Below are 15,883 nucleotides of genomic sequence, written 5' to 3'. Positions count from 1 at the left end.
TGGGAACCCGGTCCCAGCAACCGCTGGAACCAACTAACCGAGCCTCCAGCAAACCCGGGGCGATTCACATCCATTGCACTCACATAGAACCGGACACCGGCGTGGCGGTGTTCACCCGCGTTCTGACAGTGGACTTCGCGCTCGGTGAATACGGGATCGAAGTTGACCCGTTCGAGGTTCCAGAGCCCGCCCCGCCCGTTCGACGGCAGATCGGCGGCCGCGTAGTGATCGACGAGGACCATTCGGTCGCCAACGCCTGCTACGACTACTTCACCAATGACCTCATGTGGTCTGAGCCCTACGCACAGCTGGTAGAACGCATGGCCGATGAGGTTTTTCATGTGCTCTTCTCGGACCGCGGAGTCCTGGCGGCGGTGAACGGGTTCGTATCGGCATACATCGAATCAGCGTGTCTACAGGATGTGTATCCCGAATCTGCCGACTTGTTCACCAAGTCAGGCAGGTTACGCAGAAAGAATGTCCCCCAATGGGTCAAGAGAGCCGTCTTCCATCGCGAACGCGGGCGATGCGCGGAGTGCGGCCACAATCTCTCCTGGGTCTTGGATTCGCTTGCGCGGGAGCACTTCGATCATGTAATCCCTTTGGCACAAGGAGGTCTAAACGACATCACAAACATCCAACTCTTATGCGAGCCTTGCAACTTGGCAAAAGCCGACAAACAGGGGCAGTCACGCCTGCGCTATCGACGCTGGGTTGAAATTTGACTCGGATAGAATGCGCGTCCTGGCTACCTCAGCTCAGCAGTCGTATTTCGCAAGCAACGCTGGTGAACCACCACAGTCGGCGCGTCGGCATGCCGGCGAAGGCGCAACCCGCAGCTTCGCCACTCGTCGCGAAGCGGTTGGGCAATCCACGAGTCCGTCATACCTGGTCACACGTCCGCCTCAGTCAGGTACCCCGCCAACGTTTCCCGGGTGTTCTCATCAACCACCCAGTCATTGAAGCCGACACCGAACACGGTCTTGTTGGAGATTGTTGACTTGACGGTTCCGGCAGCAACGGCGGGATTGCGGAATGTTCTGCCGGACAACGACGCCGCACCCTGCGCGCGGACGATCTCCAACGCCGATGACTCGGGGTCGAAGAAGCCAACCACACGACATCCCTCGTAGTCGAGGACCACGCGCAACCGGCCTTCGGCCCACACCAAGCCCGGTGTCGTTGCTACCGGCACCTGTTCTTCCTGCGGAGCAGGGGTATCCGACTGCGCGAGATCGTCTTCCGACTCTGCCTCCGGCTCAACGGGAATCGTTGTGGTGGAGGCCGTGCGAGCCGCGGAGGAACGGGCAGCCACCTCTGCGGGCGTCGGCACGCCGCTCGGCTTCTCCGGACTGGTGGAGATGGTCTCGGGTTCCGACAGCTTCAGGAGATTCCAGCGTCCGAGTCCATCCTTGACGACCCAGGCTTCGATATTGATATGGGCCTCGTGACGTTCCCGAGGACTGCTCTTGGCCCGGGCATCGATGACATGCTTCACTCGCTTCGAGTACGGACCCACAGGCGCAATGTAGAAAGCGGGTGGCATTTCGCTCTGATCGAGGAAGACCACTGCGTCGTGTTCCCCACTCCCCTGCCACAAGTGCTGGTCCTGGGTGCTGATCCGCCAGCTTCCACCGGCTCCGCTGTGTACTCGGACCACCCTGCTCTGCCCCTGCGAATTGCTGACGATGAGTGTTCCGCGCGAATACTCGTCGGACGTCCGCGCCGACCAGCCCTGGGCTTCGATCTCTTGGATCACGGCACGAAGCGCCGGCCCGATGGGAGCCGGCGTCTCCGAAGTAGCCGAATCTGGCGCGTCATCGCCCACTTGGACAGCTTCGTCCGGTGCCGAATCCTTTTCTTGCTCAGTCTGTTCCAACTCGGCTACCCGACCACCAAGCGCCACCCACAGCTCGGATAGACGCGCACTAGAGATCGAACCGAGTACCAGATCGCGATCAATCAGCAGGTCCTGAATCCCGGCTTGCTGCAACGACTCGTCCCCGACGACGTTGAAGACCTGGGCCAATGCGTCAAGCGCAACAACCCGAACGTCCACGGTGTCCGATCCGCGACCACCGAGGCCGACTGTCTCGTCACCGATCCGCATCCAGGTGATGTCGGCGAAGCCCTGCATGAGGGCCTGTTCGACCTCGAGATCCGGCAAGAGCTCGCGCAGTTCACGCCAGGTCACGATCCCTTCGAGCTCAGCGAAGATATCGAAGATCGCGTCCCGCGGATTCCACACCGCGGGCTCGACCACGGTGGTCGGCTCATCTACCTCCGCGTCATCTTCTGGCGTTGAGATCGGTGCGAGCCACTCACTCAGACGCCGCGCAGCATCACGCGGGTCCAGGTCATCGCGCTCGGCCGCCACCGCAAGCAACTCGTCGAGATGGGTGTCCGCGGTCGAACCCACATCAGGGTCCTCGACCGTCGCGTTCACATAGACCACGACCATCGCGGTTGGCCCGGCCCAATCCGCCGGATGAACCACGCGACCCATCCGCTGCAGCATCTGTGCACGACTACGGGCAGCGGCCGTCACGACGCCCACCTGCGACGTGGGGACCGTGACGCCGTCATCGAGTAGCCGGGAGGTGGCCAACACATCCACCGAGCCACTCGCATAGCGGCCGAGCATGAATGCGACGTCGCCGCTCTCCGGGACGGCATCGGTAACGACGCCAGAATTGCCGGCGGCCGTGGCAATTGCCGCCGACATCTCGTGTGACGCCGTGAAGACGGTGGTTCGGCGTGCGTCCGCGACCCCTCGGGCGATCACCTCGACGGCCGCAATTTTGGACTTGCACTCCGACAGCACCCACTTGCGGGCGTCGACGGCCTCCAGGTATTCACGCGCCAGAAAGCTGATCTCACCGACGAGGGTGCCGGAGTCGATCTCCCGTGCGGTCTCGTACACCCCGCCGCTGAGATCGACTCCGGTGTCGCGGAGTTTGCGTTCGGCCCTGTCGATGCGCGCGGTGAGTCCGTCGTACTTCTCCCGCTCGGGGAGCGAGAATCGAACGCCCACAGTCAGTACCAAAGGCTCACCGAGGAGCCCCTCATCGACCGCGCGGCGATAGTCGCAGCCGTCGATCAGGGCGCCAAAGTAGGGTCGCAGTATCCGTTCGGCCTGCGGATTCGACCACTCGTAGGACGCCGTCAGGCCGAGTTTCTCGGTGATCTCCTGCCGCGGGAAGACGACGTCGGTGTAGTCGGCGACGCCGAGTCGTTGGATCTCGTCGACGACGAGCAATCCTGCGTCTCGGAAGGCCGTCAGGTGTCGCTTGCCCAGTCCGGAGACCGTGGTGACGACGATCTGCTCGCGAATCGCGAGCGCCTTGGAGCCATCGGGTGCACCGATCTCCACGCCGGGGAACGCGGCCTCCAGGGTGCTGCGCCAGTGATCGACGAGGTCACGGTCAGGGGCCAGAACCAGTGCCGGCACTCCCCGTCGCCGCGCCTCGGCGATGGCCGCGATGCCCACGTCGGTCTTGCCCGCGCCGGTGACCGCCTCGATGACGCCGGACCGCCCGGCGGCGAGCCACTTCTGAAAGGCCTCGACCTGCCAGGGCCGCAGCGGCCGATTCATGCCCAGCCGCGACGCAAGATCATCCGATGAGACGACACGCCATTCGTCTGCGCCTTCCTGCGGTTGAACGAATACCTGATCGTTGTCGAGGAGAACCTTCTGCACTGCGGTCACGGTCTGCGAAAGGCGTTCGGCCAGTTCAACGGACGTCAGCGGACCGACTCGCGTGATCTCGCCCAGAACCGAATCACCGAGTGTCTGCATTGTCCCGTGTCCCCTGTCGTCGCCGTCCGCTAGGTTTGAACATCAAAGTATTAGATCAACTGACACTGACGAGGTTCACCACCATGAAGGCCGAGGGGAAACTTGTCCGCGAATTGTTCGAGGGCGAGCAATGCCTGGTCGTACCCGTCTTCCAACGACCGTACGTGTGGAACCGGGTGCGCAACTGGGAACCGCTGTGGGCCGACATAGTCGCCATGGCCGAGTCCATTGCAGTCGACCCCCAGTCCAAACCTCACTTTCTGGGCGCGGTGGTCCTGGATTCCAGCGACAAGGACGCCGGAGACATCAAAGCGCTGCAAGTAATCGACGGCCAGCAGCGCATCACCACGATCCAGGTCGTGCTGTGCGCCGTTCGCGACGCCTTCTCGACCGCACAGGTTGAACCGACCTTCATCAGAACGCTGAACAAGCTGGTCACCAATGAAGATCAGCTCTCGACTGAGGCATTCGCCCCGTACAAGGTATGGCCCACCCTTCGTGATCGAGTGGTTTTCGCCTCAATTGTCGATGAGACACAGCAAGCCGACGAAGTCGATTCACGGCTCAGCGATGCCTACCAATATTTCTATGAGGAGACACTCACATGGCTCACAGAGAACGAATCTGACAGAGCTGCCCTCAGGTCAATCGTCGAGGCGCTCAGGAAGGGTCTCCAGCTTGTTGTCATCGAGCTCGATGCTTCTGACAACGCACAGGTGATCTTTGAAAGCCTCAACGACCGTGGCACGCCGCTACTGCCCAGCGACCTCGTCAAGAACTCGCTGTTCCAGCAACTCGAGCGAGCCGGCGCCGACGTCGAGCAAATCTTCGACGATCACTGGCGTCGCTTGGAGACCCCGTTCTGGCAGGAAGAGGTCAGGCAGGGGCGCTTGATCAGGACGCGTGTCGACGCCTTCTTTGCCCACTTCCTCACCATGCGCACCGGTGACGAGGTCTCGGCCACCGGCCTGTTCAACCGGTTCAAAGACTTGTCCGTAGGCATGTCACGTGACGATCTCGTCGCACTGACGCAGGAGATCGCGGAATGCAGCGACCTCTACCGAGGCATCGTCGATCGCTCCGGTGATGATGCCCACGACCGACTCCTCGAGACTGCCGAGACGCTGGACACCACGGTCTTGTCTCCGGTGGTGCTTTATCTCGATCGCCGGGCAGATGAGGCGGATCGCGCCGAAGCCTTCGGATATATCGAGTCGTGGCTTGTCCGGCGTGCCGTGCTGCGATCGACCAGCAAGAACTACAACCGGATGTTGCTCGATCTCCTGAAGATCCTGCAACGCAGTACCACGCCCTTCGCACCCACCGTACGGACGTTCTTCCTGGAAAACACGTCCGAATCCGGACGATGGCCGACCGACGCCGAGATCCGGGACGCACTGATATCCGCACCCATCTTCAAGAACCTCACACGCGCCCGAATGCGCATGGTGCTGCGCGGCTGCGAGCGCGGCCTGCGATCGGACGCGCACCAGATTCCCGATCTCGACTCTCTGGAGCATGTGTTGCTCGCGACTGCGAGCGACGACGTCGACGAGACACTCCGCGGGGCACTGGGCAATCTGACTCTGTTCCCGCGGTCTCGGGATCTGACGAGGGCAACCGACTGGCCTGCTCGCCGCGCGATCCTGTCGGGCTCAGATCTCGCGTTGAACCAGCAACTCCCAGAATCGCTTTCTGGGGTCGAGATCACTGTTCGCGGGTCGCGCCTCGCGGGCGGCTTCTGCCGGACATGGCCACACCCCGATTCGCCGACAACCGCCGAGCCGGAGCACGACGTCGACGACGAGGCCTCGACGGAACAGCCGACCTGGGTCGACGAGGCGTGGACGGAAATCCAGGAGTTCTTCGAAGGGCTTCCGGTCGGGGCAGTGTCACGGGTCGAGGATCGCGTGTCGCGGATGGCGCCCACCGAGAGCGGATCCCTGGAGGTCTTGACGCAGGACCCGTTGTCCGGCTATGCATTTCGTGAGATCGCCGGGACACTGTACATCGAGAAGGTGCCTGGCGAAGTGCCGATCCTGGCACCAGATGTCGATACCCTGGCCACGAGCGAGCCGAACCTCGACCCGGGCTTCACTAACGCATCACCTGAGACCGCCGACGGGACGGGCACCAGGGCGGTATACCAGGAGACCATCAGTGACCTGATGCTCGCCGGCTTCATCGAAGAGGGCGACACCGTGTATCACGAGCAGCCCCGCAAAGGTCGCTCGTTCGCAGCTCGGATCGGTCGAGCGGGCCGGATACTTGTCGGAAACCGTGAATATGACAGCCCTTCAGGGGCGCTGTCCGACGCGGTGGGGTCCAGCCGAAACGGTTGGCGCGACTGGCGACTCGAACGAACCGGTGAAACGCTCGAGCAGGTTCGGGAACGGTTTCGGCGACGGAAGTCCGCCGGCTGATCCTCACGGCGCGCGTGGCGTCACCAATCCGAAAACCCTGGGCACCAACCACAATCCCGACGAGCCCAGCCCCGATTCCTCGGTCAATCGAGGATCGCCGGCAACGGTTTCCACCGCAACCAGGCGTAGACCCTCGATCACGGCGCCGTCCCAGCCATCGCGGAAGCGATAGCCGAACTCGTCGGCAACAGCACGTCCGAACCACTCATTCGTGATACCCAGCTCGTCTCCGGCCTCGGTCCGCAGAACGAAGACCGGCACATCGTCTGTCGAGTACACGGGCTCTACAACTCCGGTGACCGGTTCACCCGGCGACGCATCCGTCAGGGATAACTGCATGTCACGCACGCGGGCGGCGTCTCCGGATAATGGCCGTCCGGAGAGCACATCCCCGGACCCGAACTCGATTGCTGCGCTGTACTTCTTGCCCTGCTTGCTCTTGCGGCGCTCTCGTTGTCGTCCGTTGCGTTTGTCGAACCACATCCAACCGGTGGGTATATCGAGGACTGCCACCTCATCGCGAGCACGGCTCAGTGCCACGTACTTCTGCCGCAGTGCCGGCCATTCGTTCTCATCGCCCATTGGACTGTTCGGGTGCACGAAGAAGGCGCGTTCGAACTCAAGCCCTTTGGCGCGGTGAATCGTCGACACGATCACCCGGGATTCATCGGGTTCGGTCAGCGTCAGTGGAATCGAACCTGTGGCAATCAGACTGCGCACACGCGGCAGGTTCAGCTGGTACATCGTGCGGGAACGCCCCTCGGCTCCCTTCAGCAGGTACCACGCCTCCTCACGGAGCCGCTGTGCCAGCTTCTTCTCGATCACCGATTGGACACTGTCCCGGTCGACCTCCGGCCCGGCGAAGTCTTCGAAGACGCCCGCGATCCACCGTGCTGCGCCGAAGTCCCTGGCCTGTCGACGGACGACGTGATCCACTCCCTGCTCGGTGAGAAACCGCGAAACACGCAGAACCTCACCGTTGGTCGCGCACAGGACTGCAGTCCGCCCGGATTCCGGTTCGGCGAGGAACTTCCAGTTCTTGATCACACCTGAGTGGGGCAAGGTTTTCTCGAACCGTGCGACCGTCTCCGCCGCCGCGTCGGCTTCTCGCTGGCCTCGCAGCTGATTGCCCAGGTCCACCACCCCGATGGGGAATAGTCCTTGTGCACGGTAATTCCGCGCCAGACTCATCTTCGCGGCGCCAAAGACATCCGTGAGCTGAGCGGCGAATTCGTCCGACGTGGTCTTGCTCCGCGACGCCTTGAGAGTGAAGTCGTAGATGCCCTGCAACGGATCACCGAGGGCGGTGAAGCCGGCCGACTCCGGGACCCGACGGAGTAGCGCCAGAATCATCTCCGCCCGATCACCCACGAGATCTTGGACCTCGTCGAGTACGAGGTGTTGGAGATCCTCGATCCCCTCGACCTCTTCGGCGTCATCATCCAACAGCTGGGTCGCCTGTCGAACTCGATTGTCGAAGCCGCCGACGGGTTCTCGTCCGTTCTGCGACAACAGGTATGACGCCAGCGAGTCGAAGGTGCGGACGTCGGTACGCGCGATGTCGTGTCCTTCGAGTCTCGTTCGGACCGCTTGCACCGCGGCGCGGGAGAAGCTCAACACCATGATCTCCGTGGATGCCGACAGGTCTTCTTCCTCCACCAGGTACTGGATGCGCGACGCCACGACCTCGGTCTTGCCCTGACCCGCACCGGCGATCACCAGCAAACGCGCGTCGGCGGGCGCCTCGGCCACGGCCCGCTGCGAATCGTCGAGTTCGAATGCCGTCTGCTCGTCCAGATCGGTGGGCTGGGTCATGTCAGAAGTCTCGCGGGCTCACCCACGTATGTCACGGCCATCCGCTCGCGCGCCCGGGAACCTGCGACATAGAGCACGCTGCGAAGCTTTTTCAGTTCACGCTCGAGGTCGTCACCCTTCTTGCGTGCGATATAGGCGGGTGGAAAGTCGTTCTCCCCCAGCCTCGCCAAGACCACCCCGCGATACTCCAGACCCTTGGCCCGGTGCATCGTCATCACCCGGACGACATCTCCCAGCTTCTCCTCGGCGGTGTTCGAGCCGACGGCCGCCGCTTTGATCCCCTCGGCGGCCAGCGCGCGCACGATGTCGTCGACGTGGCGCTTCTCGTAGGTGAAGACAGCGATGCCGGAGGCTCCCAACCCGTCCGCTTTCCACTTCCGGATGAACGCCGCGATTCCCGTGTTCTCGGCAGCGACGGTGTCGAACCCGGCCATCTCGGGCGCAGGCCCGCCGAAGACCGATCGGGAGCCCTGGAGGTCATCGGAGTCGACGTCGAGGTCATCGACATCCGGATCGGCCACCTGAAGGGTCCACCGCAGGATCTCGCGACTGGTGCGGTAGTTGATGGTCAGTCGTCGGGAGCGTCCTCGCGTCTCGATTCCGTAGCGCGACAACGGTGTCGGCCGACCGTAGATCCGTTGGTGCGCGTCACCGACAATGAAGAGATCGTCGGTGTCCGGTGTGACCAGTGCACGCACCATCTTCCAGTGGGCGGGATGCAGATCCTGGGCCTCGTCGACGATGGCAAATCGGTAGCCGAACTTGTCACGCAGCTTGGGATCGGCAGTGAGTGCCGACGCCGCGCGTGCGGCGAGTTCGGTGAAGGTGATCAACCCGTCGGCCCTCATCAGGCGCTGGAAATGCTCGATCACCTTCCACACGTCGGCACGCTGGGGGCGTGAGAGTCGTTGGGAGCGTCCGCTTCGAGCCACCCGCAGATATGCAGTCTCGTTCTCAATCGAGTTCCCCAACACCACCAGGGACCACTCATCGGAGAGGAATGACGGCTCCCAGCCCTCGGTGGACTGTTGCGCGGCGACCGACCACAACTGGGTGACCCGTGAATCGCCGTCGTGAACCAGCGTCGAGGAGGTGACCAGAGCGCGGCCAGTGTCGGTGGATGCGACCACTTTGCGTGCCAACGCGTCGACGTTGAGGACCTCCACCCGCTGGGTGATCTCCTTGCCCGCAAGTTCGATGAGCTGCGCCTCGATGGCGCGCACCAGGTTTCGCGTATAGGTGGTCAACAACACCTTGGCGGCGCTGTTCTCGTCGTCCAGGCGGTGAGCGAGGTGACGGGCACGATGCAGCGCCGTGACGGTCTTCCCGGTGCCGGCGCCGCCGGTGACCCGGAACGGACCGTTCCACCCATCGTGGGTGGCGAGCTTGCGTTGCAGCGGATGCAGCCACACGCGCCATTTGGCGAAGTCGCCTTCGAGTACCGCCCTGAGTTCGGCCTCATTGTCACCGGCCGCGGCGGTGAAGTTGAGCTGCGAGATGGGGCGCTTGAGTGCCTTCTGGATGTCGTCGGGGTCGACAGGGCCGGGCTCGTCGATTGCGTAGGAGTTCCACACCTCATCGGGGCTCTTCCCGAACGCGAGATCGAGCACCGCGTTGGCCTGGGTATTGGGCAATGCTTCGGCGATGCCGAGAAACGCCTTCTCACCAACCACCTTGGTCAACTTCTCGGCAAGTTCCGCCTCGACACCAAAACGTTCGAGGTCGATCGGCTTGACCGTCGCGGGCATGAAGGGAGCGTCGGAGCCCGATGTGGGAGTCGGGGCCTTACCGATCGCCTCCTCGAGTGCCACATGGTCGAATAGCTCTGCAGCTCCGGTCTTCTTGTTGACCTGCAGGGTGACCTTGCCGGCGAAGTCGTAGGCGTCGTCGTGGGTCAGCACCGAGATGAGGTAGAGCGACGAATCGCCGCCCGGGTCCACGAGGACCGCCCGGTAGTTGTCGTTGACGCGCGCGGTTCGGATGTACTTGTTGGCAGCACCTTTGGGCTTCTTGAAGTCCAGACCGGTGGCGTCCGGGTCTTGTTGGAGCTTCACCATGAAGTTGAGGACTTTGCCCTTGATGCTTCCGTCGAGTTTGTCGTAGGACTCCTGGAACATCTCGTGCATCTGCACGTATCGCGTCATCACTGTCCTCCTGTCACCGCGCCGACGACATCGTCCACCACACCGCTATCGGGCTCGTCTGTTACGCGATACACACGCCAGCCGTTCTCCTCAAGCCACCCATCCCGGTCGTCGACGATATCGGTCACGACGGCGATCCGTGGTTCTTCCCAGCCGAGTTCCACCTGCCAGATGGATTGGTCGGGGCCGAGCTCCATCCCGACATCGGGGATCGCGGCCCCAGAGTCCGCAAGTGTCTCCACCAGACCGGCCACCGCAGGGTCGGCGTATTCGTGGACGACCTTCCATTCTCCGGACAGCGGAGTGATGATGTCGCCCCGACTCGCCGCGGTGGTCGCCAAGGGGACGGGCACAGCGAGGAAGTCGGCGAGGGACTTCGTCGTCCAGATCGCGGCCATTCGCTGGGGCAGCAGGTCACCGAAGTGTGGAAGTGATACGAACTGAAGCAGATTCGCCCATCGGAGCCAGGCTCGCCATTGATTGTCGTGTATCTTCCCGCCGACGGCCTCGTCGGAGTCGTCGAGGAGCGTGAAGACTCCGAGCGTGGGTTCGAAGTTGTCGGGGTCGGCGCAGATCAGGATGGGCAGGCCACTCAGGCCGTGTCGTGGGACCACCATGATGGTCCCGGAAGCCTTGAGATGCGTGGAGGTTCCGGCTGCGACGTCGGCGAGGAGCTTCGCGAGTTGCCCCGGCCCGGTAAAGATGGGCTCGTCAGAGCCGTGTTTGTCCGACGGGTTCACCAGTGCCAGCGCGGTCGCCGTGGCACCGTCGCCCCAGACATCGGCGTCGGGATCGGCGAGGTACTCGATGAGCAGCTCGATCGGGTTGTCCCAGAGGTACTTGATTCGTGGGTCGGATACCTGTTCGGCGGCAGCGTTCTTGACGTGCTGGTGGACGATGTCCTGCGACCGGTTCTTGGCGTTGCCGGTTTCGAGGGCGGTGACGTCGTCCCACGCGATCGACCAGACGCGAGTGTCGTCGCGTCGCAGCGCGTCGCGCTTACGGGCGTCATCCGCGGTGCGATTGTGTTCGACGCTCGCGTGAAACTGTTTGCCGTCGAGGTAGATCGCGACGTCGGCGGTCTGGGCGTCGACCCTGGTGAGCAGGAAATCCGGCTCGGTGGCGACACCGACGGCGACCACCTGGACGAGCGCCCGCATACGCCATCGTCGGGGTTGCTGGTCGGGACCGGGTATGCGGATGTCGAGTTCTTCGCCGTTGGTGCCCATCGAGATCTCATACGACGCACCAGGACGGCTCTCGAGCAGCGTCTTCAACAGTTCCCGGAACCGGATCTCCAGCTCGCTGAGTTGAACGGCGCCGATGTCAATGCCGGTGACTGTCCCGATCTGCTCGACCTGCCATTCGCCGAGGAAGTCCTCGAGGAGCCGGAGGGCCGATTCACGTGAGGCGTGGGTCATGTCTCGTGCCGGCAGAACTCCGTACAGGCATCGGTGGCAGGCGCGGAGTTCTTCGGTACGACAGGGGCATTCGGCGAGCGCATCCCGGGCGAGGGTGAGGATGTGGCGCATGCGGTCGGGTTCGCCGAAACGGTCAAGGTATCCGGTGCCGCCGGGCACGGTGTCGTGCAGAACCAGGAAGCGGCGGGTGGCTCCCTCGTTGTCGGTCATGCTGGACGCCACCACCGACAGATGTTGAGGATCGCCGCCGAAGTCCTTGCGCAGTCCGAGGAGCAGCGCGCCCTTGAATGAGGCCAGGGTGGTTTCGAAGTTCAGCAACGACACGGGGAGGAGGAGTCGAACCGCTTGGGTGCGTAGTTCGTGGGAGAGCAGGAGTCTTGTCCATGTCTCGGTGCCGCAGCGCCGGGTGATGCAGTAGCCGCGGTGGCGGACGTCCTCGGTTCGGGTAGAGCGTGATGCGACGACGCCGCAGTGTTGGCAGGTGGTGAATCCGGGTGCGTTGCGTTCGTCGCCGGCGATGGTGAGGGTCTCACCGGGCGCGTCGCCGTATCCGGTGTTGATGGTTCGGATGGTGGCCGTTCGTGCGTATTCGGCACCGAAGATGGCGTCGGTGAGTCGCCAGGCCTGCGCGATGTCGTGGGGTTCGATGTCGACGCCGGTGACGGTTCCGAAGAACGTTCGGGTGCGGTCCTCGGTTTCGTCGTCGATGAGGACATCGTCGAGGCGGTGGACCGCCGACACCTTACGTAGTTCGAGGACGTTGTGCACGGAGCCGGAGTCGGCGACCGCCCCGGAGTGACACCGTGGACACATCTGCACGACGTCGGGCGCGGTTGTGCCCCAACCACAGTCCGGGCACAGACGGGTTCGGCGCCAGTGGGGTTTGGTCGACGGTCCGATGTCCATGGCGTCGATCTCTACGCGCTTGCCACCCGCGTAGAAGTAGGCGCCGGGTGCGAGTTCGGTGAGGGCGGTGGCACTGCCCCGCTCATAGGTGAGATCGAGTGCCTCGGTTTGGGCTTGGCCGCCGGGGGTACCAGTAGTCCACCACAGATGGATGTCGAGAGTGGTCGCGTCATCGAGGAGATTGTAATTCGGGAGGAGCCCGACACCGGACAGCCCGGTGAGGGTTTCGATGCTGCCGCGTTCGTAGAGTTGTTCACTCAGAGCACGGAATTCGCCGGCACAACGTTTGCGGTCTTCCTTCTGGGCATCGTCGAGGTGACCGTGTTTATCCAGTGCCGCAATGGTTTCCGATAGTCCGCTCATGCGGGCGCGGATTTCGTCGGTGTCGGAGACCCAGCGGGCGGCGGTCTCGGCGGCGAGATTGCGCATTCCTCCTGCGGCGAAGTCCCGCAGATGTAGGCGGGCATCGTCGGAGATGTTGTCGCCGAAGAGTGCGGAGAATTCGGCGGTCAGGGTGTCGGCGTGGTTGGCGCAGGTGTCGACCACCGAACGCAGCCAGCGCCCCTCGTCCATGCCGTGGTCGAGGCATTCGGTGAGCTTGGTCGGCATGGGCGTGGTGATCGGAAGGTGTTCTCCGGCAATCTTGTCCAGGCAGAAGGCGAGGTACTGGCGTTGCAGGAGTTCGGTGGCCTCCAGGTACGCCCCTGGCGGCATTACCTCTCCGGCGATGAGGTTCTCGGGTTGCGCGAAATAGTAGAGGTCGCGCGGCGAAGTGGGTACCGCGGCGAGCACGAAGGCGTTGCCGGTGGATCGTCCGGCTCGCCCGACACGCTGAAGGTAATTGGCCGTCGACCGGGGCAGGGAGGCCAGTGCGACGGTGCTGAGGTCACCGATGTCGATACCGAGTTCCAGCGTGGGCGTGCACGCCAGGATGTTGGGATCAGATGCGGAACCGCCGACCTTGAACCGGGTTTCGACCTCTTCGCGTTCCGCGCGCGCGAGGAGGCCGGTGTGTTCGGCGCTGACGATGCGGCGGATGCGACCACTGCGGTACATGCTCCGGTAGAAGTTCGACTCCTCCACCGCATCGGGTTCGAGTCGTCCGGTGCATCGCATCCGGGGGCAGGGCGCTCCGTGCCAGAGGGCCAGTCGGTTCCCCGCGGCGGGTTGGACGTGATGACACGTCGGGCATTCCAGGCGGACGATGTCGGATGGGTCGAGGATCACCGCGTGCGGTGTGAGGCCGTAGAGCTGTGATCCTTTCTCGCCGGATCTGCGGGCCAGGGGCCCGGTATCGCTCGCCAGTTGGTCGACGACCCCGAGCAGGAGTGCTCTCGCTTCCCCGCTGGTGACGCCGAGGCAGCGTTTGGTCCAGTCGGTGAGCCACGATTCGCCACGCGGGCTCAGCGATTGGAAGTCGGTGTCTCCGGCGGGCCCGGTGGTGTAGAAGGACGGGGCCGGTCGTCCGCGCGGAAATTTGGGCATGCCGTCGGTGCTGCCACCCCAGATGGACCACCGTTTTCCTTCGTCCTTGAGGTAGGTCGCGAGCCAGGGGTGGATGATCCCGCCGCCGATACGCAGGTGCTCGAGTATCCCGAACAGCCAAGGGCGATAGACGCTCTCGGAGTGAGGGCCGCCGAGGCTCAGTTGCGGCAGGTTTTCGTGGATGTCGTGGCCGATGCGTGCGTAGGTGTCCAGGTCGACGTCGATGTCGACGGCGAGCGATGAGGTCAGTTCGAGGGTGCGGCCGGTTCGGGAGCCGAGACCGGCTTCGAGGTGTGCCTGGAATGCGAGGCGGGTTGCCAGCAACGATCGGAGCGGCCCGTTGTCATGGTCGAGCCAGTCGGCGTCGTTGGTGAGTCGCCGACTGAAGTCTGGAGGGGTGAGGGCATACAGTTCATCGATGGCCGTGGTGTCGCCCAGCGCTGCTCCGGCGTCGGCCAGGGACAACCGGTCGTCGCCGACGGCACGGAACAATGCCGAGCGGAAGTTGAAGGCGAAGGCGCGTCCCTCGATGAATGCGGCGCGGTGGGCGGCGTCCTGGACGGAATCGGTGAAGACGAGGGTCTTCTTCTCGTCGTCCGGCAGGACTTGCGAGCCGAATTCGGTGGTGAGACCGACGCTGAGGAGCGTGGCGACACTCGACCCCATGTAGCGGACGGCGTTTCGGGCGCCGCACGATGGGCAGACCTCGTTGGCGGCGTCCTCGTCTGTCGCGGTGATGTGGACCGCGATGGTGTCGGTTCCGGGTGAGGCGTGGAGTTCGAGGGTTTCGGGGTCGAGGTGGCGCACGCCTTCTTCGTCGGAGGTGGCGGCGAGCAGTGTGCGTGTCTTGGCGCGGCCGCCTGGGCGGGCGCTGTTGCGCCAGATGGCGGAGGCCTCGCCTGCGAGGTTGTCGCCGAGTTCGGTGGTGGCGGCCATCCAGCCGGCTCGCCCGCATACGCGGCAGTATGTGGCGGGCAGGAGACGTTGTCCTTCGATGGGCCCGTCGTGCCACCAGCGGAATTCGGGCGTTGCGCCGACTGTGCGCATCATTCGGCTGAGTTCACGCACCCACGTTTGCACCTGGACGTTGACGAGTGGCCGAAGTGCTCCGGTGTTGTCGGAGGTGCGTGCGATGGAGATGAGGGCGAGGAACCGGAGGAGTGCGGTCTGGGCTTCTCCGGGGTTGGTGGAGTTGTGGACACCCCATGGGAGGATGCCGGCTTGCGCAACGCCGTTGACCGCGTCGGCAACGGTCATGGGGGCGTCACCGAGGACGTCGATGACGACGCGGGTGAGGAAGTGTCTGCGGAGGGCATCACCGATCGCGACCGGATCGCTCAGATCGGTGGATTGTGCTGCGGCAGAGCCGAGGACTGCCTCTGCGAGCGGCATCCAGGTGGTCGGGTCGTCGCTGACCGGTGCCGGGACCGCGAGGATGTCCTCGACGGACGGGATGTCGAGGGTGAAGTCGACCTCTTGGACGACGTCGGTCGCACCGAGGGATGTCTCGCCGACGAGGGAGTCGGGACCGAACGCGGTGCCGAACACGGTTTCGGCGAAGGTCCGGAGGGCGACACTCTGGGTTCCGCCTCCCAGGGTCGCGGATGTCGCGACGGGTGTGATCCGGCCGAGTGGGCCACCTGCGCCGGCCACGCCCACCTTGGCGCCGAGGCGGCGGATGAGCATGGCGACGTCGGTGCCCTGGGCGCCGTCGTAGGTGTGGAACTCGTCGAGGACGAGGTACTGCAGGCTGAGAGCCGCATTGGTCCACAGACTCGAATCTGCCCGGCGCAACAGAAGTAGATCCAGCATGCGGTAGTTGGTGAGCAGGATGTCCGGCGGGTTCTCCCGCAGGGTCTCGCGGTGGTCGACGAGGGCGTGGCGGCTCCG

At 63.8% G+C, this 15,883-nt stretch carries 6 protein-coding genes; 2 read left to right on the top strand and 4 right to left on the bottom strand.

Annotated features, from left to right (window positions below):
* The coding region (locus B1964_RS01655; protein WP_216354221.1) for an HNH endonuclease signature motif containing protein at window positions 1-725 on the top strand (725 nt) is incomplete at its 5' end.
* A gap of 167 nt (window positions 726-892) precedes the next feature.
* On the opposite strand, the gene B1964_RS01650 is transcribed toward B1964_RS01655, so the two are convergent.
* A complete protein-coding gene (locus B1964_RS01650; protein ID WP_079928547.1) occupies window positions 893-3,799 on the bottom strand; it encodes a DEAD/DEAH box helicase family protein in 2,907 nt (968 codons plus the stop codon).
* Window positions 3,800-3,882: 83 nt separating this feature from the next.
* Between B1964_RS01650 and B1964_RS01645 the strand changes: the two genes are divergently transcribed.
* Complete coding sequence (locus B1964_RS01645) at window positions 3,883-6,222, top strand: DUF262 domain-containing protein (RefSeq protein WP_079928546.1); 2,340 nt, start codon at window positions 3,883-3,885, stop codon at window positions 6,220-6,222.
* 3 nt (window positions 6,223-6,225) lie between these two features.
* Here the strand turns inward: B1964_RS01645 and B1964_RS01640 are convergent, their stop codons facing one another.
* The 3 genes from B1964_RS01640 to B1964_RS01630 form a co-directional block, all read right to left on the bottom strand.
* Complete coding sequence (locus B1964_RS01640) at window positions 6,226-8,037, bottom strand: UvrD-helicase domain-containing protein (RefSeq protein WP_079928545.1); 1,812 nt, start codon at window positions 8,035-8,037, stop codon at window positions 6,226-6,228.
* The gene (locus B1964_RS01635) at window positions 8,034-10,181 is read right to left on the bottom strand and encodes a UvrD-helicase domain-containing protein (RefSeq protein WP_079928544.1); all 2,148 of its coding nucleotides are present in this window, start codon (window positions 10,179-10,181) and stop codon (window positions 8,034-8,036) included. The genes B1964_RS01640 and B1964_RS01635 overlap by 4 nt, the downstream gene beginning before the upstream one ends.
* A partial coding sequence (locus B1964_RS01630) for a helicase-related protein (RefSeq protein WP_079928551.1) occupies window positions 10,181-15,883 on the bottom strand: 5,703 nt, incomplete at its 5' end. The genes B1964_RS01635 and B1964_RS01630, both read right to left, overlap by 1 nt.

Source organism: Gordonia sp. i37, from assembly GCF_002043085.1.
In the GTDB taxonomy this organism is placed as follows: domain Bacteria; phylum Actinomycetota; class Actinomycetes; order Mycobacteriales; family Mycobacteriaceae; genus Gordonia; species Gordonia polyisoprenivorans.
This window is presented reverse-complemented; position numbering and strand designations above follow the sequence as displayed.